23 protein-coding genes are annotated in these 25,975 nt (G+C 58.1%); 3 read left to right on the top strand and 20 right to left on the bottom strand.

Annotated elements, in window-relative coordinates; all coding sequences use genetic code 11:
* Positions 1-93 precede the first annotated feature (93 nt).
* A complete protein-coding gene (locus tag RJQ10_RS14195; protein WP_350147718.1) occupies positions 94-1,044 on the bottom strand; it encodes a hypothetical protein in 951 nt (316 codons plus the stop codon).
* A 91-nt stretch (positions 1,045-1,135) separates the two neighbouring features.
* Between RJQ10_RS14195 and RJQ10_RS14190 the strand changes: the two genes are divergently transcribed.
* Positions 1,136-3,241: a PQQ-dependent dehydrogenase, methanol/ethanol family gene (locus RJQ10_RS14190; RefSeq protein WP_350147716.1), complete on the top strand. Its 2,106-nt coding sequence runs from the start codon at positions 1,136-1,138 to the stop codon at positions 3,239-3,241.
* 35 nt (positions 3,242-3,276) lie between these two features.
* Here RJQ10_RS14190 and RJQ10_RS14185 read toward each other — a convergent pair whose 3' ends face one another.
* Complete coding sequence (locus RJQ10_RS14185) at positions 3,277-6,588, bottom strand: bifunctional diguanylate cyclase/phosphodiesterase (RefSeq protein ID WP_350147714.1); 3,312 nt, start codon at positions 6,586-6,588, stop codon at positions 3,277-3,279.
* 286 nt (positions 6,589-6,874) lie between these two features.
* On the bottom strand, positions 6,875-7,300 hold the full coding sequence (gene arfB / locus RJQ10_RS14180; protein ID WP_350147712.1) for an alternative ribosome rescue aminoacyl-tRNA hydrolase ArfB: 426 nt from the start codon (positions 7,298-7,300) through the stop codon (positions 6,875-6,877).
* 500 nt (positions 7,301-7,800) lie between these two features.
* Here arfB and RJQ10_RS14175 point away from each other — a divergent pair, with 500 nt between their 5' ends.
* Positions 7,801-9,099, top strand: coding sequence for a choice-of-anchor F family protein (locus RJQ10_RS14175; RefSeq protein WP_350147710.1), 1,299 nt, complete (start codon positions 7,801-7,803; stop codon positions 9,097-9,099).
* 500 nt (positions 9,100-9,599) lie between these two features.
* On the opposite strand, the gene RJQ10_RS14170 is transcribed toward RJQ10_RS14175, so the two are convergent.
* From RJQ10_RS14170 to RJQ10_RS14125, 10 genes are all read right to left on the bottom strand, one after another.
* On the bottom strand, positions 9,600-10,115 hold the full coding sequence (locus RJQ10_RS14170) for a PepSY-associated transmembrane domain-containing protein (RefSeq protein ID WP_350147709.1): 516 nt from the start codon (positions 10,113-10,115) through the stop codon (positions 9,600-9,602).
* A gap of 107 nt (positions 10,116-10,222) precedes the next feature.
* A complete protein-coding gene (locus tag RJQ10_RS14165; protein ID WP_350147707.1) occupies positions 10,223-11,065 on the bottom strand; it encodes a class III extradiol dioxygenase family protein in 843 nt (280 codons plus the stop codon).
* A complete protein-coding gene (locus RJQ10_RS14160; RefSeq protein ID WP_350147705.1) occupies positions 11,058-11,459 on the bottom strand; it encodes a protocatechuate 3,4-dioxygenase in 402 nt (133 codons plus the stop codon). Before RJQ10_RS14160 ends, RJQ10_RS14165 begins: the two co-directional genes overlap by 8 nt.
* A 3-nt stretch (positions 11,460-11,462) precedes the next feature.
* Entirely contained in the window at positions 11,463-12,449 is a 987-nt protein-coding gene (locus tag RJQ10_RS14155; protein ID WP_350147703.1) for an aldo/keto reductase, read from the bottom strand.
* Positions 12,450-12,460: 11 nt separating this feature from the next.
* A complete protein-coding gene (locus RJQ10_RS14150) occupies positions 12,461-13,405 on the bottom strand; it encodes a Gfo/Idh/MocA family oxidoreductase (RefSeq protein ID WP_350147701.1) in 945 nt (314 codons plus the stop codon).
* 21 nt (positions 13,406-13,426) lie between these two features.
* Positions 13,427-14,332, bottom strand: a complete 906-nt coding sequence (locus RJQ10_RS14145; RefSeq protein ID WP_350147699.1) for an amidohydrolase family protein — start codon at positions 14,330-14,332, stop codon at positions 13,427-13,429.
* A 3-nt stretch (positions 14,333-14,335) separates the two neighbouring features.
* Positions 14,336-15,355: an amidohydrolase family protein gene (locus tag RJQ10_RS14140; protein WP_350147697.1), complete on the bottom strand. Its 1,020-nt coding sequence runs from the start codon at positions 15,353-15,355 to the stop codon at positions 14,336-14,338.
* Entirely contained in the window at positions 15,352-16,257 is a 906-nt protein-coding gene (locus RJQ10_RS14135) for an NAD(P)-dependent oxidoreductase (RefSeq protein ID WP_350147695.1), read from the bottom strand. Before RJQ10_RS14135 ends, RJQ10_RS14140 begins: the two co-directional genes overlap by 4 nt.
* Positions 16,257-17,354: a 4-oxalomesaconate tautomerase gene (locus RJQ10_RS14130; RefSeq protein WP_350147693.1), complete on the bottom strand. Its 1,098-nt coding sequence runs from the start codon at positions 17,352-17,354 to the stop codon at positions 16,257-16,259. The genes RJQ10_RS14135 and RJQ10_RS14130 overlap by 1 nt, the downstream gene beginning before the upstream one ends.
* 3 nt (positions 17,355-17,357) lie before the next feature.
* Positions 17,358-18,047 carry a 4-carboxy-4-hydroxy-2-oxoadipate aldolase/oxaloacetate decarboxylase gene (locus RJQ10_RS14125; protein ID WP_350147691.1) on the bottom strand — a complete coding sequence of 230 codons (690 nt, stop codon included), beginning with the start codon at positions 18,045-18,047 and terminating at the stop codon, positions 17,358-17,360.
* Between the two features lie 125 nt (positions 18,048-18,172).
* On the opposite strand from RJQ10_RS14125, the gene RJQ10_RS14120 reads away from it, so the two are divergent.
* On the top strand, positions 18,173-19,360 hold the full coding sequence (locus RJQ10_RS14120; protein WP_350147690.1) for a LysR family transcriptional regulator: 1,188 nt from the start codon (positions 18,173-18,175) through the stop codon (positions 19,358-19,360).
* Between the two features lie 55 nt (positions 19,361-19,415).
* On the opposite strand, the gene RJQ10_RS14115 is transcribed toward RJQ10_RS14120, so the two are convergent.
* The 7 genes from RJQ10_RS14115 to RJQ10_RS14085 all read right to left on the bottom strand — a co-directional run.
* The gene (locus RJQ10_RS14115) at positions 19,416-21,197 is read right to left on the bottom strand and encodes an arylsulfatase (protein ID WP_350147688.1); all 1,782 of its coding nucleotides are present in this window, start codon (positions 21,195-21,197) and stop codon (positions 19,416-19,418) included.
* A gap of 30 nt (positions 21,198-21,227) precedes the next feature.
* Entirely contained in the window at positions 21,228-22,364 is a 1,137-nt protein-coding gene (locus RJQ10_RS14110; protein WP_350147686.1) for a Rieske 2Fe-2S domain-containing protein, read from the bottom strand.
* A complete protein-coding gene (locus RJQ10_RS14105) occupies positions 22,334-23,125 on the bottom strand; it encodes a glutathione S-transferase family protein (RefSeq protein ID WP_350147685.1) in 792 nt (263 codons plus the stop codon). The genes RJQ10_RS14110 and RJQ10_RS14105 overlap by 31 nt, the downstream gene beginning before the upstream one ends.
* Positions 23,126-23,181: 56 nt before the next feature.
* Complete coding sequence (locus RJQ10_RS14100; RefSeq protein ID WP_350147683.1) at positions 23,182-24,312, bottom strand: FAD-dependent oxidoreductase; 1,131 nt, start codon at positions 24,310-24,312, stop codon at positions 23,182-23,184.
* A gap of 21 nt (positions 24,313-24,333) precedes the next feature.
* A complete protein-coding gene (locus RJQ10_RS14095) occupies positions 24,334-24,708 on the bottom strand; it encodes a Rieske (2Fe-2S) protein (RefSeq protein ID WP_350147727.1) in 375 nt (124 codons plus the stop codon).
* A 23-nt stretch (positions 24,709-24,731) separates the two neighbouring features.
* Positions 24,732-25,661, bottom strand: coding sequence for a VOC family protein (locus tag RJQ10_RS14090; protein ID WP_350147681.1), 930 nt, complete (start codon positions 25,659-25,661; stop codon positions 24,732-24,734).
* A 10-nt stretch (positions 25,662-25,671) separates the two neighbouring features.
* Positions 25,672-25,975, bottom strand: a 304-nt coding sequence (locus RJQ10_RS14085; protein ID WP_350147679.1) for an alpha/beta hydrolase family protein, incomplete at its 5' end; no start/stop codon positions are given.

The following is a 25,975-nucleotide window of genomic DNA, read 5'->3' as shown; positions in this document are numbered from 1 at the left end:
CAATCATTTGGTTACCGGGTCGACCGGGCGTGCACAAGCCGACAACAACAGGAATCAGAGGCGCTGTGGCGGGATGATAGCCCGTTGCGGCCCTCAGGGCGAACCCAACCAGCCCAGTTCCCCGGCCTCCAGCAGCACAAGCTCGGGATCACCCGAGGCAACCAGGGATTGTAACCAGGGCAGGATGCGCGGCAGCAGGCCCGCGGTACCGTACAAGAGGGGAACTGCGAGCAACAGGCTGTCCCCGGATCCGTTGAGAACAACGCTGTGTTCGGTGCGATGAGGGATCGGGCTGATGACAATGGCGCTCCAGTCAGGTACGACACCTTGCTCTTGTTGCCAGCGTAGTTCAGCGACCAGCAGCTGCAGTTCCGCGAACAATTGCCGGCAGAGTGAGCGGTACTGCACGAGACTGCCGGGGCTGCGAGCGCCGGCCATCGGAAACCGCACCCGTAGCCCGCTTTGTTCGCAGACAGGCCCGGAGGCGGTGAAGCTCCAGTCGGGTGGCCTGCTGGAACGGGTTTCGGGGATTGGCTTCAGGGCCGGTTCCACCTGCGCCGCCAACAGCAACAGGCAATCCTCCTGTCCGCAGAAAGACTGCAAAATGGCCTGCTCCAGCACCTGCTGCTGGTCTTTCCTTGGGTGGCTTATGATGATGCTGCGCTCTCCCACAACTATCCCGGTGTCTGCTATTGGTACGGGTAACACTGCAACCGGAACGCCCTCCTCAACCGCCTCGTGCAAGCGCAGGAGTTCGCCAGCATAGCCCTCCACAGCGCGGGCCCAGCCAAGCAGGCGCTCAGGCTGCGAGCCCTGGGTGGACTGATTGCGCGCCAGACCGGCCTCGGCGAGATGAATCTCGGCCATCTCCAGCAAGGCGATACGCGCGAAACGGCTGCGACTTGCGGGTTCGGCATCCACCAGACTGATCGCCAGTCGCTGGAACCGGGACAGCTCCGCAGCTGTTGCCAGGCCCGGAGCCAACAAGGCCAGCAGGATGCAGCACGTCACCGCCAGGCGTTCCGGATTCAGGCAAACGCCCACTCGTTGTTCACCAGAGTCTGCCAAAGGAATTTTCACCCGCCGCGCCAATGCTCTAGACTTGAACATATTCAACAATAATAAGGAACCTCCAATGAGCCTCAACATGCTTCTGCCCATGCTGCTCGGTCTCCTGCTACTTGCCGGCTGCGACGACAGGAGCAGTGTCGGCGACGCCGCCAGCGCCACGTCCACGGCCCGACCAAACGTATCCGGAGCCGATACTGCCGATGTGGAGTGGCGCCAGCATGGCCTGGACGCCGCGGAGACCCGATTCAGTACGCTGCGCGAGATCAACAGCGACAACGTCGCAACCCTGGGACTGGACTGGTACTTTGACTACCCCACCGCCCGCGGCATGGAAGCCACACCCCTGATTGTTGACGGTATCATTTATACCACGGGCTCCTGGAGCATGGTGTTCGCCCACGATGCCCGCAGCGGTGAACTGCTCTGGCTTCACGACCCGCAAGTACCGAGGGAGTGGGCCGTGCACCTGTGCTGTGATGTGGTGAACCGGGGCGTCGCCTACGCAGACCGGAAGATCGTCGCCGGTACCCTGGACGGCAGGTTGATCGCTCTCGATGCCGCCACCGGCAAGACAATATGGGAAGTTCAGACCACGGACCGCAGCCGGCCCTATTCGATCACAGGAGCTCCCCGCATCGTCAAGGGCCGGGCAATCATCGGCAACGGGGGCAGCGAACTCGGCGTCAGGGGCTATGTGTCAGCCTACGATCTGGACAGCGGCGACATGGCTTGGCGCTTCCATACTGTACCCGGCAATCCGGAAAACGGCTTCGAGAACGAAGCCATGGCGGTCGCCGCCGAGACCTGGAAGGGCGGACCCTGGTGGGAGATTGGCGGCGGTGGCACGGTCTGGGACTCCATGGCCTACGATCCCGAACTGGACCTGTTGTACATCGGGGTCGGCAACGGCGCCCCCTGGAATGCCAGTCTCCGCAGCCCCGGTGGCGGTGACAACCTGTACCTGTCGTCGATCGTCGCCCTCGACCCCGACGACGGCAGCTACGTCTGGCACTACCAGACCACACCCGGTGACAGCTGGGACTACACTGCTACCCAGCATATGATTCTGGCCGATCTGGAGCTCGACGGTCGCGAGCGCAAGGTTATCATGCAGGCGCCCAAGAACGGCTTTTTCTACGTTCTGGACCGGCGCACTGGCGAGCTGCTGTCCGCGGAACCCTATGCCGGGGTCACCTGGGCCACGCATATCGACCTGGATACCGGCAGGCCGGTGGAACGCGCAGCCGCCCGCTATGGGGATAGCGACACCGGCCTGCATCTGCCGGGGCCGATCGGCGCACACAACTGGCATCCAATGAGCTACAACCCGGACACCGGGCTCGTGTACATCCCGAAACAGGATGTGCCGTATGTGTTCGCCAATGACAGTGATTTCACCTACCGTCCGGGCTACTGGAACACCGGCACCGACCCACTGCCGGCGGCAATACCGGACGACCCGGAGACCAAGGCAGCTGTACTCGAGCTGGTCAAGGGTGCCATCGTCGCCTGGGACCCGGTAGCCGCAGCCCCGCGCTGGGAGATCCAGCACGCGGGCCCATGGAACGGCGGCGTGCTGACTACGGCCGGCAATCTGCTGTTCCAGGGCAATTCGGGGGGGCATTTTGCCGCTTACCGCGCCGACACCGGCGCAGAGCTGTGGCGCTTTGATGCCCAGACCGGTGTGATGGCAGCGCCGGTCACCTACCGCCTGGACGGAGTCCAGTACGTTGCGGTGGTTGCCGGCTGGGGAGGGTCCCTCGCGCTGGTGGGCGGCGAGGCGCTCAAAGCCGGGCCGATTCCCAACCGCAGTCGACTGCTGGTTTTCAGGCTCGGCGCCAGCGAACAGCTGCCAGCGCCGACCACCACGCCGCTGGTCTTTGACCCTCCGGAGCTCACGGCCAGCGCCGCGGAATTACTGGATGGGCAGCGCAACTACCTGACATTCTGCGTGTTCTGTCACGGAGACGGTGCGGTCAGCGGCGGAGCCACGCCGGACCTCCGCGCCATGACGGCAGCCACGCACGAGCGCTGGGACAGCATCGTTCGCGGCGGCTCACACTGGCAAAATGGCATGGTCGGCTTCGCCGGGGTGCTCGACGAAAAGCAGTCGGAGAATATTCGCCAGTACACGATTGAGCGGGCCAGAACTGCCCTGAACAACAACTGAGGTGCTTCCCGACCGGCCACCGCCGCGACATTGGCCTAACGATAAAGGTCGGGGCGCTCCCGCAGCCACAGGGCAGCCGAAGCAAGACTCATGGGACGGGCGAGCAGAAAGCCCTGGAACACTTCGCAGCCGTGGCTCTGCAAGTACGCATACTGGGCAGAGGTTTCTACACCCTCGGCAACCACCTGCATCTCCAGTTCCCGTGCCAGCGCGATGACGCCTTTGCACACGGCGGCATCCTTTGCATTGTCGATCACACCGCGGACAAAACTGCCGTCGATCTTGATTTTGTGCACAGGTAATGTGCGGATATAGCTCAGGCTGGAAAACCCGGTGCCAAAGTCATCGATGACTACACCGACACCCATGGCCGCCAGTGCCTCAAGGGTGGCTATGGCGCCCTCCGCATCCCGCATCAACACGCCCTCGGTGATCTCCAGCTCCAGGCACTGGGGACCTAAACCGCTGCTCTCCAGAACCGATTTCAGGACTGGCAGGAAGCTCTCCCGATGGAACTGTGTCGGCGATACATTGAGCGCGAGCCTGCCTCGCAACAGGCCTTGTTGCTGCAGTCCCACCGCATCGCGGAAGGCGCGTTCCATCAACCAGCGACTGAGCTGGATAATCTGGCCGGTTTCCTCGGCGAGAGGAATGAAGGTGGCAGGGGGGACAGCGTCACCATCGCGCCGGTGCCAGCGCAGCAGTGCCTCCAGACCCTCAAGGCGACCCGCAGCGTTCAGCAGGGGCTGATAGAACACCTCCATTTCGTCATTGTCCATGGTCTCCTGGAGAGCATTGCGAAGAACCAGCCGCTCGGAAAGTTGTTGGTCCATATCGCCGGTGAAGACCTCAAAAGTGTTGCGGCCGGCCTTCTTGGCCTGGTACATGGCGATGTCTGCCTGCTGCACTAGCTTTTCCGGATCCTGCATATCGGGAGTGAGTATCGCTATACCGATACTTGCTGAAATATGCAGCTCCTGGCCCTCGACCCGGTGCGGACGCGACAACTCCATCAGCAATCGCTCAGCGACATCCGTTGCCTGGCCGCGGTTGCTGAGGTCTGGTAGCAACAGCACAAATTCATCACCGCCAAGCCTGGCGAGTGTGTCACTCGGGCGCAGGGCTAAACTCAGGCGCGCGGTCACACCGACCAGCAACTGATCCCCCACCTTGTGGCCAAGCGTGTCGTTTATCGGCTTGAACTCATCCAGGTCGATGAACAGCACCGCGAGCAAATTGCGCTGCCTGCGGGCCAGGGAGAAGTCGTGTTCCAGTCGATCGTTGAACAGGGACCTGTTGGCGAGACCAGTCAGTGCATCGTGGGTGGCCTGGAAGGCCAGGCGGCTCTCCTGTTCCTTGCGCTCCGAAATATCGTTGAGGATCCCGACAAAATGGGTCACCTCGCCACTGCCGTCCAGGACGGGGGAGAACGACAGCTGGTTCCAGAAGGGCGATCCGTCGCGCCGCTGGTTACGCAGGGTCCGAGACAGGGTCTGGCCGGTTGCCAGGGCGTTGGTTATCGCCTCCCGGTCCTCTTCCGTCACGTACTCCCCGGTGAGAAAGACCGTACCATCATTACCCATTGCCGCTTCTGCTGAATAGCCAAGAATGCGAGTGAACGCGGGGTTCACATAGACCACAGGGTAGCCGCTGTGCCGAGCATCGACAACAATGACCGCATTGCTGCTGGCCTCAAGGCTGCGCTCAAGAACCCGCAAACGCTCCTCGTCCGCCATTTTCTGCGTGGTGTCCTTGGCAATGCCAAAGACCCCCACAATCTGCTCATCGACCACAATTGGCAGCAGGGCAACCTCAAAAAAGCGGGGCTCGCCCAACTGTGGCGGGCTGAAGGTGATGGAGAGGCGCTGCGGGCGCCCATCCAGGGCCTGCCGAAACCCGGTCATGGCTTTGCTCATGTCCGCCGCTGACACCGAGTCCTTGGACAACACCTCCACGAAACCCCGCCCCAGCAGGTCTGCCTCCGTAATACCCAGGATCCGCTGGGTAAGCGGATTGGTGCTCGCATAGCTACCATCCCGGTCCAGCGCAAATACGGCATCCGGACTTTGCGAAAAAAGTGACCTGAAACGCTGTTCGCTCACTCGAAGAGCCGATGTCTGTTTATTGAGCCGTTCGAGCAAAGCGCGTCCGATCACCAGGTGATAAGTCAAGAGCAGGCCAAACAGACCGCCGCCTATCGGCAGGAGGCCATTCGGGGTGCTCATCCGGGGCGCCCCCGCGGTGGCCTCCAGGGTCAGAACATGTTGTCCGGGAGGCAGGCGAATCTCCGTACTCACCTTGATGTACGGATTGTCTCCAGAGGAGGGAACAGTTGTCCCCGCTCGAGCCAGCGAGGAGCCCTCGTGCGTAATCTGTAACGCGAACTCTCCGGTGTTCTGCTGCAGCTGATAGTCGGCGAGAATTGCCAGGTCCACTGCAGCCACCAACCGCTGCCGCGCGTCCTCGCCGGGACTGACGGCCAGCAGGGCTAGCTGTGGATGCGCTGCATCCGGGAACTGCCAGGAGATCGGGACATTGCCTGCACGCAAGTCCTCCAGCCAGCGTGCTGTTCGATTATCATCGAGGGCCATTTGCAGCCAGCGCCCGGATACCGTGTCGCGGGACCGACTCCAGACATTGCCCTGCTTATCAAGGAAAACCAGACTGCGCAGGTCGGCAATATCGCGAAAATAACTGCCGATATCCGCCTCTGCGAGCGGCCCCGAGGGTAATTTACCCTGCGCCTCCGAGCGAGCAGACATGCGCCGCAACAGCTCTGTTTGCGACTCCAGCTCGCGGGTCACCAGGAGCGCATAATTGTCCAGCAGGTCCTGCGCTGCCTGCAGCCTCTCATCGTGCTGGACCCAACTGCCAAGAAACCACCAGGTCATACTGAGGAGCACGCCCATCAGGGCCATCAGCAAAGCATCGCGCCGCAGGCGCAGGATTGGACGCAGCGGATAGTTTGCAATGACCAGAGAGCCACTGGCCAGGACCAGGCAAAACGCGGCACCCAGCGGCATGAATTGGGTATTGACCAGATGGACCCAGCGCCGGGCAGGATCAAAGTGAGCAGCCACCAGCACCAGACCTGTTAGCAACGAAAAGACCGCGGAGATATTCCACAGCAGCCTCTGCCCCGGGTCATGGGTGCCCGCCAGGCAGCTAATCGCCACCATCAGAATCAACGCAGAGGGGACAGCTGGCAGCCGCGCGTGACCGGTCAACAGTGAGAGGTTGTCCGCGGGTTGCAGCAAGTTGTGCCCGAGGTTATAGGCCGCAAACAGGAACATGAGCGCGCCGGCAATATGGCGCCCACGCCGGTTGTCGAGCACTGCGGCAGTCATGCAGGCTCCGGTGAGGGATATCGCGATACTTCCGTCGAAGCTCAAGGCCAGCCAGGGCGGCGCTGTGAATTGTGGGAACAGCTCGAGCGACAGCGCTCCCACGCCCATGAGTAAACTGGAGATCAGGAGAATAAGGCCCGCTGCCTGTAGAGATAAATCGCGGCTGCTACCCGGCAATACAGCTCGCTGCCCCATACCGCATTGTGCTCCGTTGAATAGCCTGATTGGGCATGATGGCAGCCCCACCCGGAAACACAAGCCATCCAGCCAGCTCAGGGTTGAAACCCTAGCTTTCCAAACCGCCCTTGATTCCGCGCCGGTGTGCCTTGACGCTGCTGCGCCGTGTCTTGTCCTCGAGACGCCTCCTTTTTGCAGCCAACGTCGGCCTCGTCGGTCGCCTCGTTTTGCGCGGTTTGCAGCAGGCATTGACAAGCTCGGCCAGTCGCTGCAGCGCATCCTCTCGATTCTTGGCCTGGCTGCGAAACCGCTGCGCCTTGATGGTGATAACGCCATCCTGGGAAATACGGCTGTCGCGACGTGCCATGATTGCCGCTATACACTCCGCTGGCAGTGAGGACGCGACTGCATCGAAACGCAAATGGATCGCCGTGGAAACCTTGTTGACATTCTGCCCGCCACTGCCCTGAGCGCGGATGGCACTCAGCTCCACTTCCTCCAACGTTATGGCCAGGGTGGGGCTAATCCGCAACATGGTTCATTCTGCTTAGCAACAACGGTTGCAACGCTCGCCGCGGGACAGAGCCTACCCGGCGCGGATACCTGAGACAAAAAGGCTCAAGGCTCGCTGCCAACTTCGCGGATTTGAAACCAGACTGCAAATTCATCGAAATCGGTCCTGCCGTCAACGTTGCGGTAAAAATAGTCACAAACTTCACGATATGCTGTTCTGACACCTCAGACATTACCATGCTCTTCGCTGATCGCGAGGCCATCGTGACATGAAACACGCGACCAGGGCCTCCACCCCGATCCTGGGGCGCCTTTTGATGCAACAGGCACCGCGCGATGCTTTTTTGAACGGCTGTCGAAATTTTTAACACCTGCAACCGATCGCTGTCGCACACCCTGCAGCGTGCTTCACCAAAAACCGTATAACCATATGTAATTAAGAGAGTTCTAATATCTTGGCATTAAACGTGCTAATGCACTGTAGCCGGCGGAAATCGCTTTTCTGGCGGATTTGTATCCATTATGAACAAGAGGAAATTTACTGTGAAGCCACCGCATCACTTTTTATATTCAACTTTGGCCCTCGCTATCGCCGGGCTTTCGGCAGGGTCCGCGTCCGCCGCGCCAATTGACTCCTGGAACCTGGACAATGTCGGGGTGGTCCCCAATGTTGTCGACGGAGTCAGTGGTGGTGTCAGCACAATCTACGACCAGGCTCCGGTGGGTAGCACCGCCGCCAGCAGCGGCTATATCAAATGGGAGGAGCCTGAAGGAGCCTCCCCCGGACTAAAGGTCGTCAACGATGCGCCGGCTGGAGATTCAGGTGCTCAGGTGGATAACTGCATCATGGCAGCTGGCGCCGCAACCTGTAATGGCCCGTTCCAGAGCGGCAAGCGCTTCAAGCTGGACAGGACGGCTTTCGACCCGATCGACCTGGTATTTGATTTGAGCACCGGTTCGCTCACCGACGGCAATGACGGGCTCTACAGGGTCTTCCAGAAGTACGGCAACAATACGGGCAGCGCTCTTGGCGGGTTCAATATCGGCTTGGGATTTGGCATCGGGAGTGATTTCATCGCATCCAGCGCCAATGATGGCTTGAGTTTTGTTAACTTCGGCGCTGATCCGAAGGGCAGCGAATTCAGCTCAGTCTTTGCCGAGGGGCTGTTTGGTGAGGACGAGGAACGTGACCGCCTGCGGGGCTATTTCAGCGGTGAACGCAGCGGTTTCAATCTGGACTGGGTGAACGAAGACCTGTTCCAGACCACGGGCCTGTTTGGCGGCCAGTATGGCTATGAAGCTCTGTTCGGTGACTGGATGTCCTACTCCATGGCGCCCGATGGCTACTTCTATGACGATGACGGCAACCCGGCTACCGACAATGTCCTGATGGCGCACTACGATGCCAGCCTCGACAAATGGATCATGAACCGGGCTATCGATGCAGACGGCAATATTGTGCCCACCGCCGTTGGCAACGAAGGCGTTCAGTATGACAGCATTCTTGATGTAGAGAATGCGTTAAAGCAACAGGCCCTGGTGAGTGGGCTTGTTCTAGCGACATGTCCTGACGTGCCAGTTTCGGGAACTGCCTGCCTTGCTGGCACCGGGGAAATTGAGGACCTGGCCAAGTTTAATGTGACCTACTTTATTGATCCTGTGGATTTTGACTCGGCCAACCAGAGCACATTCACCTTGCGCCTCAGCGGTTCTGCAAGGGCGGTGCCGGAGCCCGGCGCGCTCGCCCTGTTTGCAACAGGTTTGGGACTCCTGTTGGGTGGTCGGCGTCGCGCTGGCCGAAGCAAGACCGCAGCTGACTGAGCAAGGCTATTTCCACTTCTCAGCTGGAGCCGCCGGCGGCGCAGTCCGTCGCCCGCGGCTTTTTTAACTGCCTACCAATCAGGCCATCCCGCTGTATCCGGTGTGAGGGCCTGCCCCGCTTTTCGGGCACCGCGTGCCAGCGCCTGTGCAAGGCCCCAACCTGCGCCCATAAAAAACCCCAGGGCACAAGGTACCCTGGGGTTGGTATTAAAGCCTGGCGAGAGCCTGCCCCGCTTCACCGGGTGTGACCTACTCTCACATGGGGCGGTCCGGCGTCCCGGGTGTTGATTGCCGCCCAAAATTGACCCACCGGGGGTCAGATTTCACTGCAAATCAACACACAGGGGCAACTATGCCACCATAACCCTGCTCTATGACTGGCTGTTCGGCACACTCGAAACTCACCCGCTGGAACTGGAAGCAGGCAATCGGGCTGCCCCCTCAAGCTGAACAAACCAACTCTCGGAAAGGCATTTGTGCAACAACAGTGTTGCCGTCTGCTACCCCATCAGTACCAGAGCAATTGCCAGCACAAAACCGGAAGCGGCGAACTTCAGGCCAGTTTTGTAGGTGGGCAGCCTCCACACAAACATAAAAAATGCCGAAACGGCAAAGAACAGTAGCGAAGCGCCAAAAAACAAATTCAGAAAGTACAGCGGGCTGTCGGTCGTTGCCTTGTGCAGCTTCACCATTTTGGCGAGTACTGGCGGGTACTCGTCTATACGCATCACCACCTGGCCCGTTGTTTTGTCGTAAGTACCCTGTTTGAACGTTACCGTTTTCTCGTCTTCCCCACTAATCTCAAACCCTTTCAGACGCAATTCAGATCCCAGCATTTTGCCCTGCAATCCCGGTTGAACAGCGCGCTCGATTGTCTGTTCGTACTTCAGGAAATCGGTAGTTCGGAAAATCAGCAGGGAGCCACTGGTAGCGTAAACGACCATGATTCCTGCGAGAAAGAATCCGAGATAGCGGTGGTACTTTCGAAATGAACTTGCGGTTTTCTGTGAGATCATGGTGCCAAATTCGCCTTACCGTGAAAAGCCAATATTTTGCCAACAGAGCAGTTCAAAGCAATCAGATTTACCTATCTTTACTCACTCAAAGAACCCCGCAACACTTTTCAGGCGTCACTTTCCAGCAACAGTACGCCCGCCCCGGTATTGGATATCGGGGCGTGATAGTGTTTGTGAAGACAAGTGACCTTCTCGCCCAGCGCACCCCTCATCACCATCCACATAATGGTCTCAATACCCTCGGTGCCCGCCTGTTCGATGATGTGACTGGTACTCTGGTCGGCAAAGCTGTCCGGATCATTGATGATGCTTTCGATAGTTTCCAGATCGTAATCGACATTGATCATGCCGGCGCGCTCCCCCTGTAATTGGTGGGACATGCCGCCGGTACCAGCAATGGCTACCTTCATGTCTTCCGGATAGGACTCGATCGCAACCTTGAGCGCCTGCCCCAATTTGTAACAACGCCGGGCGCTAGGCAGCGGATGTTGCACCGTGTTCACTGCGAGCGGTATGGCTTTAATCGGCCAAACCTCGTGATCGCCGAACAGCACGCGCATGGGATTGACGAAGCCGTGATCCACCAGCATTTCCTGACAGGTGCACATATCGAATTCCTGGTTGATCAGGGATTCAGCCACATGCCAGGAAAATTCCGCATCACCGTCAAAGGGTGCGGTGGGCTTGAGCCCCCAGCCCTCGTCGGCATTCTGATAGGCGTCGGCGCAGCCAATTGCGAATGTGGGCACTTTATCGAGGAAGAAGTTCAGACCGTGGTCGTTGTACACCACAATGATCAGGTCCGGCTTTTTCTCTTCCAGCCATTCGTGCACCGGCTGATAGCCGTCGAAGAAGCGCTTCCAGTAATGCTCCTGGGTCAGTCCGTCGGAGATGGCATTGCCCACCGCCGGGATATGTGATGTGGTTATGCCACCAATAATTTTAGCCATTCCAGTAACCGCCCTCTTGCTCCAGTCTCTCTTCCAGTCCTTCCCGCTTCTCAAGCAACTTTTCGCGGAACTCGTCACCCGTTATGCCCTGAAATGCCGCGCCGGCATCCTGGACACTCACACCCCGGGGAATTGCAAACTTGGCCATGAAATAGATATTTGCGCCGGAGCGCAAAACCCCCAAAAAGTCCTGGTTCACCACCAGTTCCTTCTGTTCTTCGGTCAGGCCAAACTTGTCGCAATAGGCCGCTGGGTCCGCATTGAACTCGTCCCGGCAGCTTTCCTCGTTAAATGAGTAGAACAGCTTGTTCAGGGCGTATGCGTTGTGCGCAATCTTGCCATCGAACACGTAGCTCCCGGGGATATCTTCATAATCGTGCTTTTTCCAAACCATCTGTCAAAACTCCTCTGTATCTATCTCTGCCTGGGTCGCGGCGGGATAACGTTCGCCAGCCACTGAATTCTGGTCAATGAGTTCGCCTGCCCTGGCGAGTATCGTCGAATCGATATTAATTTCAGCTGCCTTTACATTTTCTTCCAGGTGCTCCACTGATCGGGTTCCCGGAATCGGGATAATGTTGTCACCCTGTGACAGTAACCAGTTAAGCGCCAGTTGCCCGGGTGTATAGCCGGCCTCGGCGGCCAGTTGCCTGAATGACTCGTAGAGCGCCTGGTTCGCAGAGGAATTCGGTTCCTGAAAGCGAGGCATACCACGCCGAATGTCTTTCTCGGCCATGGCATCAGTACCCTCTACGCCACCGCTCAGAAACCCCCTGGCAAGCGGACTAAAGGCCACAAAGGCGGCGCCCAGCTCGCTACAAGCCTGCAGCAGGGCTATTTCGGGATTGCGCGTCCACAGTGAATACTCGGTTTGCACGGCGGCTACAGGCTGTACGGCATGTGCTCTTCGAAGCGTATCGGCAGATACTTCCGAAAGGCCCACCTCCCCTATCTTGCCCTGTTGCACCATCTTCGACATGGCGTCCATGCTGTCCTCGATGGGAACCGTCTTGTCCCAACGATGGAGGTAGTAAAGATCGATATGGTCGGTCTGCAAGTGCTGCAGCGACTGGTCCACGGTTTTCATCAGTGTTTCCGGCCGGCCATCGATGACCCGCACACCATCGACGCCAGTCATACCGCACTTGCTGGCCAGGAAGATATCATTACGCCGCTCCTTCAGCGCCTCACCAACCAGTTTTTCATTGCTGCCAAAGCCGTAAAGCGCGGCGGTATCGAAGTGTCGCACACCGATTTCGAAGGCATGGTGGAGCAGCCGTACAGCATCGTCCTTTGCCGGCGGGTGACCGTAGGCGTGGCTCAGGTTCATACACCCGAGTCCGATTGCCCCGACTTGCCGCTCGCCTATTTTTCGCTGGTGCATCTTCGAGTCCTTCAGCCGGCCAGTTGCTGTTCGAGGTCGTGGAGTACCTTGTAGCAAGGCAGCACTTTGCTGACACTGGAGTTGGGTTCGCGACCGTCCTTGATAGCGGCGAAGAACTCCCTGTCCTGCAGTTCGATACCGTTCATGGAGACGTCGACCTGCGAAACATCAATAGCCTCTTCCCGTCCGTCCACCAGGTCATCATATCGGGCGATATAGGTGCCGTTATCACAGATATAGCGGAAGAAGGTGCCCAGCGGACCGTCATTGTTAAATGACAGTGACAGGGTACAAATCGCGCCGTTTTCAGCCTGCAGCTGGATCGACATATCCAGGGCAATGCCGAGCTCCGGGTGGATGGGGCCCTGGATTGCGTTCGCCTTAACGATGGGAGACCCTGCCTGGTAGGCAAACAGGTCAACCGTATGCGCCGCATGATGCCAAAGCAGGTGATCTGTCCAGCTGCGGGGCTCACCCTTTGCATTAATGTTTTTGCGGCGGAAGAAATAGGTCTGCACATCCATCTGCTGAATATTGAGTTCGCCTGCCGTAATACGCTTGTGAAGCCACTGGTGCGACGGGTTGAAGCGGCGAGTGTGGCCCACCATGCAGACCAGTCCGGTCTCCTTCTGGGTTTTTACCACCGCCTCGGCATCAGCCCAGCTGTCCGCCAGGGGGATCTCCACCTCTACGTGCAGCCCGGCCTGCATGCACTGGATGGCCTGCGACGCGTGCAACTGAGTGGGCGTACAAAGGATTGCCGCCTCCGCCTCGGTGGCGGCCAGCGCCTCGCCGAGATCGCTGGATACGTGGCCAATGCCATACTCTTGCGCCACCGCCTCAACCTGCTCGGGAACGTCCCCGACCAATGACACCACCTCCATGCCATCTATATTCTTGATGCCATCGAGATGCTTGATACCAAAGGCACCCGGGCCAGCGAGCAATACTTTCATTCTATGTCTCCTGATTAATCTCTAAGCTGATGTCGATTCTTCGGGCCAGTAGAGTCGCATGGGGTTATCTACCAGCAGTTTTTGCTGCAACTCTGCTGTGGTGGCGATGCGCGGAATATAGTCCACCAGCAAGCCTTCGTCCGGTGTGTGCGAGCGCATATTCGGATGCGGCCAGTCGGTACCCCACAGCACCCTGTCCGGGAAGCTTTCCACCACCTTGCGGGCAAAAGGCACGACATCGTCATAACGGTAGTCTTGCTGTTGTGTCAGTCGCTCGGGACAACTCACCTTGCACCAGAAGTTCTGTTTCTCCTGCAACAACTTGAGAAACAGGCTGAACTCCTCGCCATCGACAGGCTTGCTGACATCGGGCCGGCCCATATGGTCCACCACCACATCGGTGGGCAGTGCGGTGAAGAATTCATACAGCTCCGGTAACTCCGGCGCTTCGAAGTAGATGACCACGTGCCAGCCCAGAGGCGCGATCTTCGCCGAGATCTCCTCCAGGGAATCGAAGGGTAATTTATCCACCAGCCGTTTCACGAAGTTGAAACGCACCCCACGCACACCTGCATCGTGCAGGGCCTGCAGTTCATCTGCGGATATGTCTCGCTTAACCGTCGCTACACCGCGCGCCAGGCCGTTGGAATCCTGCAGGGCGTCCACCAGCGCCCGGTTGTCAGCGCCGTGGCAGGTGGCCTGCACAATCACATTGCGGCTCAGCCCCAGGTGATCCCGTAACGCCCACAGCTTTTCCTTGGGGCCGTCGCATGGCGTGTACTTGCGTTCGGCTGCATAGGGGAAAATGTCACCGGGACCGAATACGTGGCAATGGGCATCCACTGCTCCCGGTGGGGCGACAAAAGCGGGTTTGCTCGGGTTCGGGTGATAGACCCGCCAGCCGAAATCCATGGTGAATTCACTCACGGCTCACTTACCTCTCGCTTCGAGGGCGGCATTCAGGCGTGGATAAACCCGTCTGGCATTGCCCTCGTAAACTTTGTAGTGGTCCTCGGCTGAGAGATCCAGCGCATCCACATAGCGTTTGGTATCGTCGAAATACTGCCCCGTTTCCGGATCAATACCCCGCACAGCGCCCACCATCTCCGAACCAAACAGGATATTGTCGATGTCGATCACCCGGAACAACAAATCTATACCCGGCTGGTGATAGACGCAGGTGTCGAAGAATACATTTTTCATCACATGTTCAGCCAGGGGCGGCTGCTTGAGCATATCCGCCAGGCCCCGGTAGCGCCCCCAGTGATAGGGCACTGCACCACCGCCGTGGGGAATGATAAAGCGCAGCTCGGGAAAGTCATTGAACAGGTCGCCCTGGAGAAACTGCATAAAGGCGGTGGTATCGGCATTGATGTAGTGCGCGCCAGTGGCGTGGAAATTGTGGTTGCAGGAGCCGGACACGTGAATCATGGCAGGGACATCGAGCTCTACCATTTTCTCAAAAAACGGGTACCAGCTGCGATCAGTCAGTGGGGCTGAGGTCCAGTGGCCACCGGAGGGATCCGGGTTCAGGTTACAGCCAACAAAACCCAGCTCATTTACCGTGCGTTCCAGCTCGCTAATGGAGTGCTCGATGGATACACCGGGCGATTGGGGCAGCTGGCAGACGCCGATAAAGTAATCGGGAAACAGATCGACGACACGTTTGATCAGGTTATTGCAGGCCATGGTCCACTGCTCTGACACTGCCCGGTCGCCCAGGTGGTGCGCCATGGCAGAGGCACGGGGGGAAAAAATCGTCATGTCGGCGCCGCGTTCCCGCAGCAACCGCAACTGGTTTTTCTCCACACTCTCGCGTATCTGGTCATCGCTGATATGCGGCAGCTCGGGAAGCGGCTTGCCCGAGGCATGGGCTTCCAGCTGTGCTTCCCGGAACACCTGGTGAGGTTCGGGCGCGGTAGTGTAATGGCCGTGACAATCGATAATCATTGTGGTTTCTCAGCTTGTTTGGTCGTTGATTGTATGCGGATGGAATCCAGCATTGCATCCAGGGATTCTTCTTCCAGTGCTGCTGCAAACTGCGGCGCCCAGGCCTGGCGCTGGACGCAGCCCTCACTCATCCAGGGCGTGTATCCGGCCTCCTCTACCGTCCTGGCGACCTCGCGCATCTCCGCGGCCCGGCGCTCGCCATGCTCGAGTGAACGCGAAATCAGGTAGCGGGCCTGGGCTGTCCAATCCTGCCCTGGAAACAGGTTTTGCAATGACGCCAGTACAGTCGCTTCTACGCCGTAATGACGCGCGCTCAGTAGCGACTCGGTAACCAGCGCCTCCATGCCCTTGATGATCACGCTGCGGCACATCTTGGTAGCAGCAGCCACGCCGGGAGAGTCGGAGGCCACCTGCACGTTGCTGAAGCATAGTTGACTACTGAGGTCGGCGAATCCCGCCGCGTGACGACCGGACAGCAGAATTGGAGACGCTGAACGCTGTGGCATGATCGGCGACATTACCGACGCCTCCACAAAAAGCCCCCCGGCATCTTCTATCAGTTCACAGACGCTGTGCTTGGTTCCCGGCGACACCGAGTTCAGGTCCACATAAAGCGTATCCTGGGCTAGGCCCGGTAGAATCGATTCAGCGGCACTGCGGGCCTGATCGGCAGTAACAGCAGACAGTATTAGCTGGCAGCCCTGTGCGGCTTGGGCTGCGCTCGATGCCGCGCTGACTTTGGTATCAGCCTCCAGCTCGGCACGATTGTGCGCAGCTGCGCTGGCGGCGTTATCAAACTGGTAATCCCAGACCCGCACGCCCAGGGTGGTCTGCTCAAGCAGGTCCTCCACCAGGATACGGCCCACTTCACCGAGGCCGATGATGCCAACACAGCCGATCATCAAACCGGACCGCCGTTGGCTCGTGGCACCAGTACTTCACCGCGCATCAGCAGCCTCGCAGTGCGCAGCAGGGCAGCCCGTTTTACCTCTACGCCGCCCACTGCGGAAGCACTGTCGACTTCCATCTCGACGGTAAAGAATCCGGTGGGATGCTCTACTTCCAGCGTCAGCTGTCCACTGCCGGGCTGCTCTCCAGCCACCTGCCAGGCTATGGAGCCGGGCATCACGCAGGCTGTTGCCACGCTGACAGACCCCAGAACGCCAATCGCCTCGTGCACCCGATGGGGAATGAAAGTGCGGGTATTGATTGCACCACCTGCAACTGGTGCCGACACCAGGCACATTTTGGGGACAGTTTTGTTGCTGATATCACCCAGTCCCATCATCGGGCCGGCCACTGTGCGAATATCTTCCAGGCGACTTTTAAGCGCTTCATTTGCTTCCAGTTCGGCGGGGGATTCAATACCACTCAAGCCAAAGTCTTCGGCTTTCAACAAAACCACGGGCATGCCGTTGTCGATGCAGGTCACCGTCACACCGTTAATGGTGTCGACCACGTTGCCGGTCGGCAGTAAGGCTCCACAACTGGACCCCGCTATATCCAGAAAGTCGATAGGTACTGGCGCAGCGGTACCGGGCACGCCATCGATGCGGGCGTCACCCTGGTAATCGACCTGACCGGACGGCGTCTGCACCCTGGCAATCGCCCGGGCACCGGTATTAACCATGTGAATACGCACGTCGGTGATACCATCATTAGCGGATATCAGGCCACTTTCGATGGCGAAGGGGCCGACACCGGCAAGGATATTGCCGCAGTTCTGCGCGTCTGACACCTCCGCCCGATCCACCACCACCTGCAGGAACAGGTAGTCAACATCGCTGTCAGGATCCTGCGAGGGGCTGACCACCGCTACCTTGCTGGTCAGTGGGTGGGCACCGCCCATCCCGTCGATTTGCCTGGCATCCGGTGACCCCATGGCCGCCAGCAGTACTCGATTGCGTTTCTCCTCCGCCTCCGGGAGGTCAGAGGCGAGGAAGTACAGTCCCTTGGACGTACCTCCTCGCATGACCATACAGGGGATCGCCGCTTGCATTGATCAGATGTCCTGCAGTGTCTTCACGTAGCGCAGGCCCTTTTCTGCCAGGCGCTCGCGCATGTTATAGATATCAAGCCCCAGTTCGCCGTTGGCAAGACGCTCCCGCTTAGCCTCTTCATTGGCCAGCCGCTGGGCCATTTTGACCTGGACCTCTGCCGCCTCTTCCCTGTGCACCACCACCACGCCGTCGTCATCGGCAACGATCAGGTCACCCGGGTTCACCAGGGCGCCGGCACACACTATCGGCACATTGACGTTACAGACCGTTTCCTTCACGCACCCCTGCCCGTGGACCGCCCTTGACCAAACGGGAAATTTCATTTCGGTGAGGGTGGCGATATCGCGCACACCGGCATCGATGACCAGACCCAGTACACCGTGCGCCTTGAGCGATGTGGCCAGCAGGTCGCCAAAGAAGCCGTCAGTGCAGGGGCTGGTGGGGGTGACCACGAGGATATCGCCAGGACGGCACTGCTCTACCGCAACATGCAGCATCCAGTTGTCGTTGGGTGCCACTTCGCAGGTAACCGCGGTACCGGCGATGGCCGCCGGCCGGTAAATCGGCCGCATATGGCTGGCCAACAGGCCCTTACGGCCCTGGGCCTCGTGGACGGTGGCAGATTCAGCACCCTGGTACAGGGCAACGGTTGCTTCCGCTACACGTTCAATGTCTGTTACACAAACAGGCATGGTCAAGCTCTCACTGGATTGCACAGGTTGGACAGGATACAAGCAGCGCCGGGGTTTGGGATGTTCAATTCTTGCCTTAGGGTATTAGAATTTACTATAGTAAGAAACCCAAGCGAGGTATCAGCATGACCCCATTGCTCAACTTACGCCACCTCAGCGCCGCGCTGGAAATACGACAACTGGGTTCCATCAGTCGCGCAACCGATACCATTCACCTGTCACAATCAGCTATAACACAAGGACTGAGCAAGCTTGAAAAAGAACTCAACTTCGAGATCTTCGCGCGCTCCCATGATGGCCTGAATCCGACACCAGCAGGCGACATCTTTCTTGAACGGACACAAACAGCCATTAACTTCCTGCGCCGAATGGATAGCTTGCTGGGAAAAAGAGACAACAAAAGCGCCCCGCTTTATCGCTCGCTCACCGCCAGTCAACTACGCGCGCTTTTGACTGTCGTCGAGCAGGGCAGTTACACCCTCGCCGCCCGTCACCTCAAGCTGGCCCAACCCACCGTGCACCGGGCCGTACAGGATGCCGAAAGCATTTGCGGGCATAGGTTGTTCTCAACGTCTCCATCGGGACTGGAGCCGAGCTGGCACGCCAGGCAGTTGGCACGCTACATTGCCCTGTTTTTCGCCGAGCTGTCCCAGGGCATTGAAGAAGTACAGGAGTATCACGGGCGAATGACGGGACGCCTGCGAATTGGCTGCCTCCCTCTGGCGAGAACCCGCATGGTACCGCGGGCGGTGGTAAATCTCCTCGATGAGTACCCGGAAGCCCGGCTCAGCATTATCGACGGCCCCTATGAGGAGCAACTCCACGCCTTGCTGCACGGTCGGCTTGATATTATTGTCGGTGCTCTAAGGGATCCCCCCCCTAGCCCAGACATCGAACAGCGAGCGCTGTTTAAGGATTCCCTGAGCATTGTGGTGCGCCCCGGTCACCCTCTGGAAAAACGCGGCAGCGTCAGCGCCGGTGAACTGCAGCGCCTGGACTGGATCGCCCCTCGAGAGGATACCCCCGGCAGAGAAGCATTCACCCAGTTCTTTGAGAACAACGGACTATCACCTCCGGAGCACGTGATCGAGTGCAGTTCCCTGGTAGCTACCCGAGGGGTGTTGATGGAAAGCGATCGGGCTGCCCTACTCTCCGCGCGACAGGTGGAAGTAGACGTAAGCTCTGGTCTGCTGAGCGTCAGCTCCCGGCACCTCCAGGACACCGGTCGCACTATAGGCATCGCACACCGCAAAGGCTGGAAGCCGACTCTGGTGCAACAGCGCTTTATCGAAAGGCTGGAGCAGGAAGTATAACTCGCTTACCGGGCGCTCTCTGAGGCCCTGAAAAACCGTCCATGAAATCGTCGTCTTATTCGGCCGGCGCCGTAGACGGCGGCCTCAATGTCACCTCATTCGCTGCAGCGTAACGATCCCAGGCAGCAATGAGCTTATCCAGCACCTTCGGGTGTTTGTCGGCGAGGTCATGTTGCTCGCCGGCATCATCAGCGAGATTGTATAGGCGCCATTGCACACCCGCTGCCCCCCTGCCCGGGTCGCTGCGAAAGCGGGGGTTCATACTCGCATAAACCGCCTTCCAGTCGCCCATGCGCACGCCCCGTCGAAAAAACAGCTCCCAGGCTAGAATCCGCTGTTCAACATTCACAGTATCTGCGTTCTCATCGACTAGGGCCGCCCAGGAGATACCGGCCGTTTCATCATCTGCCTGCGCGTCCACACCAGCATCAACACCAGCATCAACACCGGTCAGTTCCAGCAGGGTTGGCAGCACGTCGCGTGCTGATAGCGGCTCACGCTCTACCCTACCCGCGGCAATACCAGGCCCGGAGATAACGGCCGGTGCGCGTACACCACCTTCATAGGTTGAGCTTTTAAAACGGCTATAGGGGCCAGCACCGGCCTGGGCCCAGGCCGGTCCATACGTATAAAAGCTACCTGCTCTGCCGAGCGTATCGGGGTCGTTATTGAGACGCGGAAAAGCATCCCGCGCAGCGTCTGGTACACCCATCGCCTTGATCAGGTGCGAGAGGCTTTGTTGAGTCTGCCCCTCGGCTCCATTATCTGACATGAAAAGCACAATGGTGTTATCCAGTTCACCGCGATCCTCCAGCGCCTGAAGAACACGCCCGACATTCTGATCCAGGTTGTCCACCATAGCCGCGTAGACTTCCATCCCCCGGGAGGCGACGGCCCGCGCATTCTCATCAAGAGACTCCCATTCGGCGGCACCAGGTGAAGGGGCAGTTAGTGCATCCTCGTTGACAATACCAAGCGTCTGCATCGCCTTGAGGCGCGAACGGTGCAAAGCTGCGGGGCCATCAGCATAACGCCCCTTGTATTTATCGATCACATCTTCCGGGGCCTGTACGGGCCAGTGCGGTGCAGTGAATGCCAGGTAAGCGAAAAACGGGCGCTCGCCACGCTCCTCGGCGTTCAGATATTCGATCATCTTGGAGGTATAGAAATCGCTGCTGTATTGTCCCACCGGGAAGCGTGCCGGTGCGCCATTTTCACGATAGGAGGCCGCTGGCCGGCCTTTCTTACCTAGCTCCGCCTGGTAAGCACCAAAATGGTCTCCACCTCCCTGCAGCAATACAAAGGAGCGCTCGAACCCGCGGGTGGAGGGGTCGTGCTCAGGACGCATTCCCAGATGCCACTTCCCCGTCATGGCGGTCATATAGCCCGCTTCCGCAAAAAACTCTGCGAGTGTCTTGACGCTGGGATCGAGATGGCCAGTGTAACCCGGAGCTTTGCGCATGGACGGAGTAGCGTAGAGCGCTTCGGCCATCGTGCCCAGTCCAACCTCGTGAGGATCGCGACCGGTCAGCAACATGGCCCTTGTCGGAGAACAAGTAGGCGACGTGTAGAAGCTGGTCAGCTTCACACCTTTCTGGGCAAGACGGTCCAGGTTCGGGGTGTCAATCTCGCCGCCGTAAGCCCCGAGATCGGTATAAGCGAGATCATCCGCCAGAATCACAAGAACATTAGGGCGCTCCTCGGCTTCGGTGGCCCAACCAGCGCCCGGCAATAATAAAGCGAGTACCAGCAGCATGGCGCCAATTGCGAAGTAATTCGCCGGCAGGCGGTATCCGGTGCCGAATACCGGCAAACCGCTGTATAAACCCAAATCCATAGCTGTCTCCTTACAACGCGACATACGGGGCTAGTTGGCCACCGTCCTGAGCGTGTCAATAATCCGACGGGCCCTATTTGCACCGGCATCTACGTGGATGCTTACCAAAGGCGCCTCACCGAAGCTGAGCATATTGGCATACTGGTCTTCGATAACCACTTTGTCCTCGTCGAAAGTCATCGCGGTCTGATCGACAACCTTCTTCAGCACCTCCTCCTCATTGGACTCGGGATTAGTCGCGATAGTCCATATATAGTGAGCAGTAGATTCTGTTTCCGGAGTGACGCCATGGAAGCCCCGCATATGAAAGCCTCCTCTCGACGGGTTATTGATATCTTCACTGCCAGCGTCAACCGCCCCCGTCCAGATGCGCAGATGGCTGGGGTAAAACTCAATCTCCTGCCAGCGGTCGATCAGACCCTTGAAGGGGTAAGCAGCAGTATACGTAGGTGGCGGTGCTGAATTGAGCATGTGCCGGACGACACGCACGCTCTTGGCCTCCGCCTTCACTTTCATCTCGGCATTCATGTGCGTTTTGGCATCGCCGCCGATGGTTTTCAGGTGGACGTAACCAAGATGGCTCAGGTCAAGCAGGTTATCGTGAATCAGCTGATACGGGGCCTCGTAATGAAAGGCGGAACCGTCCCAGATGTAATCGCCACTGCTGTGGACGGTGTAGTCTGGCGGTGCACAGCTGGGCGCTGCGGCCTCATCGCGGCCGAACCAGATCCAGATAATGCTGTCTTTTTCTTCCACATGATATTTCTTCACCTTGGCCCGTGGCGGTACCATATCCTGCCCGGGAACTTCCAGGCACTGGCCCTGCCCGTTATAGAGCATGCCGTGGTAACCGCAGCGAATACCACAGGCCTCGACGGTACCTGAGGACAGGGGTAAGGCGCGATGACAGCAACGATCTTCAAGCGCGAATGCCTTGCCCTCGCCGTCGCGAAACATTACGACCTTGTTACAAAGCAGGGTACGGGCCAGAGGTTTATCGGTCAGCTCCTTACCGAGTGCCGCCACGTACCACTGATCCAGAGGGAAAGGGGTTCTTGTATCATCAGTCGTGTCGCTGACACCGGGGATATGCATCGTTGGTATTTTCATCATTGGCTCCTCGTATTGATTTGGGTTTACCCCAATAGCGCCTTCATGTGAGGCCACGCCTCCGCGCCTGAATCGTTCATCAACTGGATATAAGAGGGGTTGCTCCACTCGTTAATACCTACCAGGTAAGCCTGAGTGGTTCGCAGCCGGGCCAGCCACTGGTCCAGCTGCGGATACGCCGCCCACCAACCGGATAGCTGCAACTGCTCCAGACGCTCGATATAAGGGAGCATCGCAAAGTCCGCCAGGCTGATTTCTCCACCTACCAACCACTCGCTATCGGCCAATGCCGTAGCCATATCGCCAATGAGTTTTTTATAAGCCAGGGCTGCCAATCGGAGCCGCGGAGACTCCAGACCATTGGTCACAATATCCTCCATGACAGTGCGACGGGAAGGATCGGAAATCTTCTCAAAAAAAACTTGCAGCGATTCGCTGGTAGCATGGCGTTGCAACAGCTGATGGCGAAACGCCACGCAAAAACTGATAACTGCCAACTGCTCGTGCAAGCCGGCATCGAGCCGAATTAACCAGCCGCGGATCTGCGCTCGCTCCACCGCATTCGGGGACATAAGGGGCGATTCAGGAAAGACCTCGTCCAGATACTGGACGATCGCATTCGACTCGAGAATAACCGCGTCATCATGAACCAATACAGGAACCAGGCCCTTGGGGCTGACTTTTAGAAAATCCGGGGCAAATTGCTCCCCGGCTCGCAAGTTCAGGTTGCTTCCTTCCCAATCAAGTTCTTTGTGAGCCAAGACCATGCGCACTTTCTGGGCACAGACTGACATGTCGTTGTGGTACAGATACAACATTATTCTGCCCTGCTTTTATGGAACCCTACTCGACCACCACGTGAGCCAGCGGGTGATTAAATGGGCTGGGCCAGGGCCTGCATTGACTCTTGCATGATTCTGGCATGTTCCTGTTTATCACCGCCTTCAATTTCGATCTGGCCAAGGCGGCCTGAGTTCTCCACGACCATGCGGCAACGCTCCCAACGACGCTGTTGAAAAGCATCCAGAGCGCCCTCAAGCGCATCCCTGCCGGCCAATTCTTCCGCTAGCACAATGGCATCCTCAATGCCAATACATGCCCCAGACGCCAGATGCGGTGTGGTGGCATGTACCGTGTCGCCGATCAGCACCACACGACCACGAAACCAGGGCAGAGGTACCAGCAATCCTTCCAACGGCCTGAGCAGGACCTGTGACGTTTCATCCACCTGGTCGCGCAACAACTGTAAAAACGGCGCCGGAAACGTGCTCATCAATTCTTTAAGACGGGGCACCAACTCTTCCTCCGGAACACGCTCTTTCACCTTCTTGTCTTCCGTCAGGAACAGATACACCTCGTCCTTCGACATTGGATTAATGCCTGCTTTGAGGTGTGGCCCCACCCACATCATGGTGTTTTCTGCTTCTGGTGGGCGCGGCAACACGGCTCGCCAAACCCCCTGCCCGCTATATCCTGGCTTGGGCGCATCAGGCAGCAGCCATTCTCGTGTTTTCGAGTAGAGCCCGTCGGCACCAATCACCAGGTCAAAGCGATCGCTACTACCATCTTCGAAGGATACGGTTACACCGTCGTCGTCCTGATCGATACTGCTATAGGTATAGCCCAGCCTTACCTTCGCACCCGCCTGTACCACTTTCCGGGACAGAATCCGGGCAAGAACGGGCCGCATGATAGCACCACCACCGGGCACATCGGCGCCAGCGACGGGGGGATTGGGTATTTTCTGGAGTAGTTGCCCGGTAGGCGCCATAACCTCAAGCGCTTCCTGAGCACTGCCCTGTTCCAGGAACTCTTCCAGCACACCCAGGTCGGCGAAGGCACGCAAGGTTGCGCCGCCGACACTGATACCAGCGCCATCGGCACGCCAGTTGGGGTCAATCTCCAGCAAGTGCGTGTCAACGCCCTGCGCGCAAAGCTTGATGGCTGCGGACATACCCGAAAAACCACCGCCGATAATCAAAACTTTTTTAACTGAAGCACTCATGGGCTTCTCCTCCAATCAGAGTTATGAATCGAGTTCTGCCGTCACATAACCATCGTTACTGACATGCAGCGCCACTGCCGTTAGCGACTGTCCCAGGCATGGCCCGGAGAGGCACTTTCCGGACTCGATATCGAACCGTGCACCATGTGCCGCACAGACAATAACTTCACCGGCCCTGTCCAGGTACTCGTCTTTTTTCCAGGGCAATGGGGTAGTCCCGTAATGCGGACACAGGTCCCTGTATGCATACAAAGCAGAGTCCTTTTTCACTACAAATACGCTGGGCCGCCCATTTCCGAATGGGTCAAATCCGGTCGCACGCCCTTCCGATAGCTTATCAAGGTGGCACAGCCTGACCTCACTTTGAGAATCTACCGGCGAGGCAACATCACGCACTGGAACATTATCGTCCAAAACAATCAGTTCTTCCCGGGAGGCGGCCCCATGGGGGCCCACTTTTCTCGATACTCCATCAGGAACACCTGCGAATTATCGGCTGCCATACCTGCTTCTCGGGCAGTCCAGCTCTCATCATGGAGATCCATATCCGCGTCGTATTCCATGTTGCAGCCCAGCGGGCTCTTGAAATACCAGAACCAGTTTGATCCAAAAATATGACGGCCAGGCCCCCAGAAACTCTGGTAGCCCTTATCCACCATATTGGTTCCGGCCTGCATAACGTCGCTGGGGCCAGTCATGTGAAAGGTAAAATGCTCGCAGCCTTGCATATGCGGTGGTGTCTGGATCATGAACATTGTGTGATGATCCTGGGTGCCGGCTGGGCGCATAAAGGGCCCGACGTTGGTGAAGCGATCGGTGGTGACAAATCCCAGGCGCTCGCTGTAGAAAGCCTCACCCTTAGCGAAATCAGGCACAAAATAAACCACATGGGAAAGACTGACCGGCTTGGGCTGTGCGTCGGTGCTGACGGCTACATCGTTGATCGGCCGCAGATCGGATGAACCCGGGAGGTTGGTCTTTACTGCGGGCAGCGACAGTTTTTTCCTTACCGTAACCTGGAAGCCCAGCACAAACCCCAGGTCATCCACTGTCTCTAGGGAGCCGTCATCGAGTTTGTGGACTTCACGGTCTGTGCCCAATTCTTGGGCAATAGCATCGAGAGTGGCCTGATCAGCAACGCCATAAACCGTTTTACGTAACATGCTGCCGGTTTCCAGAGCGGGAGGTAGGGATGGATCATCCCTCTCGGCAATTATGACCGCGGTGCCATCCAAGGCTTCAAAGCGACCATTACCCGCGTCATCCAGACCATAGTCCAGCAGGAATTGCTTACAGGCTTCAAAATCGTCTACACCAAAAATCAGCGCATCGGGTCCAACAATATTCATGCTCATCTCCTCAAGATTTTTCGACTCGGCCGCCCAGGGTTTCTGCGACCCAATCGGCAATGTAGTGTCCAGCGTTAATGCTGTTATCAAAGCTTGAATGCTGTACTCCGCCTTCACGCTCGGTAAATATTTTTAATTCCCGCTTGGGGCTGTTGGTCAGTTGCTCATAAGTCCGCTCTGCCCACTTGAGCGGAATTTGTGAGTCTTTCTCGCCATGCGTAACCAGAAACGGCACCTTGATTTTCTCGACTACACCATCGAGATGCACGTCCTCGGCAATCTTCATGAAGTCATCAATATCTTTGGCACCCCAG

The organism is Haliea sp. (assembly GCF_040222615.1).
Classification (GTDB): Bacteria; Pseudomonadota; Gammaproteobacteria; order Pseudomonadales; family Halieaceae; genus Haliea.
The sequence above is the reverse complement of the archived record's forward strand: the minus strand, read 5'-3'. Positions and strand labels throughout refer to the sequence as shown.

What these genes read in the sequence shown, in the direction of transcription:
- RJQ10_RS14100 (WP_350147683.1), bottom strand. Translation starts at nt 24,312, where the DNA reads ATGAGTGCTTCAGTTAAAAAAGTTTTGATTATCGGCGGTGGTTTTTCG.
- RJQ10_RS14155 (WP_350147703.1), bottom strand. Translation starts at nt 12,449, where the DNA reads ATGCACCAGCGAAAAATAGGCGAGCGGCAAGTCGGGGCAATCGGACTC.
- RJQ10_RS14140 (WP_350147697.1), bottom strand. Translation starts at nt 15,355, where the DNA reads ATGATTATCGATTGTCACGGCCATTACACTACCGCGCCCGAACCTCAC.
- RJQ10_RS14175 (WP_350147710.1), top strand. Translation starts at nt 7,801, where the DNA reads ATGAACAAGAGGAAATTTACTGTGAAGCCACCGCATCACTTTTTATAT.
- arfB (WP_350147712.1), bottom strand. Translation starts at nt 7,300, where the DNA reads ATGTTGCGGATTAGCCCCACCCTGGCCATAACGTTGGAGGAAGTGGAG.
- RJQ10_RS14150 (WP_350147701.1), bottom strand. Translation starts at nt 13,405, where the DNA reads ATGAAAGTATTGCTCGCTGGCCCGGGTGCCTTTGGTATCAAGCATCTC.
- RJQ10_RS14115 (WP_350147688.1), bottom strand. Translation starts at nt 21,197, where the DNA reads ATGGATTTGGGTTTATACAGCGGTTTGCCGGTATTCGGCACCGGATAC.
- RJQ10_RS14160 (WP_350147705.1), bottom strand. Translation starts at nt 11,459, where the DNA reads ATGGTTTGGAAAAAGCACGATTATGAAGATATCCCCGGGAGCTACGTG.
- RJQ10_RS14190 (WP_350147716.1), top strand. Translation starts at nt 1,136, where the DNA reads ATGAGCCTCAACATGCTTCTGCCCATGCTGCTCGGTCTCCTGCTACTT.
- RJQ10_RS14105 (WP_350147685.1), bottom strand. Translation starts at nt 23,125, where the DNA reads ATGTTGTATCTGTACCACAACGACATGTCAGTCTGTGCCCAGAAAGTG.
- RJQ10_RS14135 (WP_350147695.1), bottom strand. Translation starts at nt 16,257, where the DNA reads ATGATCGGCTGTGTTGGCATCATCGGCCTCGGTGAAGTGGGCCGTATC.
- RJQ10_RS14090 (WP_350147681.1), bottom strand. Translation starts at nt 25,661, where the DNA reads ATGAATATTGTTGGACCCGATGCGCTGATTTTTGGTGTAGACGATTTT.
- RJQ10_RS14185 (WP_350147714.1), bottom strand. Translation starts at nt 6,588, where the DNA reads ATGACTGCCGCAGTGCTCGACAACCGGCGTGGGCGCCATATTGCCGGC.
- RJQ10_RS14120 (WP_350147690.1), top strand. Translation starts at nt 18,173, where the DNA reads ATGACCCCATTGCTCAACTTACGCCACCTCAGCGCCGCGCTGGAAATA.
- RJQ10_RS14165 (WP_350147707.1), bottom strand. Translation starts at nt 11,065, where the DNA reads ATGGCTAAAATTATTGGTGGCATAACCACATCACATATCCCGGCGGTG.
- RJQ10_RS14170 (WP_350147709.1), bottom strand. Translation starts at nt 10,115, where the DNA reads ATGATCTCACAGAAAACCGCAAGTTCATTTCGAAAGTACCACCGCTAT.
- RJQ10_RS14125 (WP_350147691.1), bottom strand. Translation starts at nt 18,047, where the DNA reads ATGCCTGTTTGTGTAACAGACATTGAACGTGTAGCGGAAGCAACCGTT.
- RJQ10_RS14130 (WP_350147693.1), bottom strand. Translation starts at nt 17,354, where the DNA reads ATGCAAGCGGCGATCCCCTGTATGGTCATGCGAGGAGGTACGTCCAAG.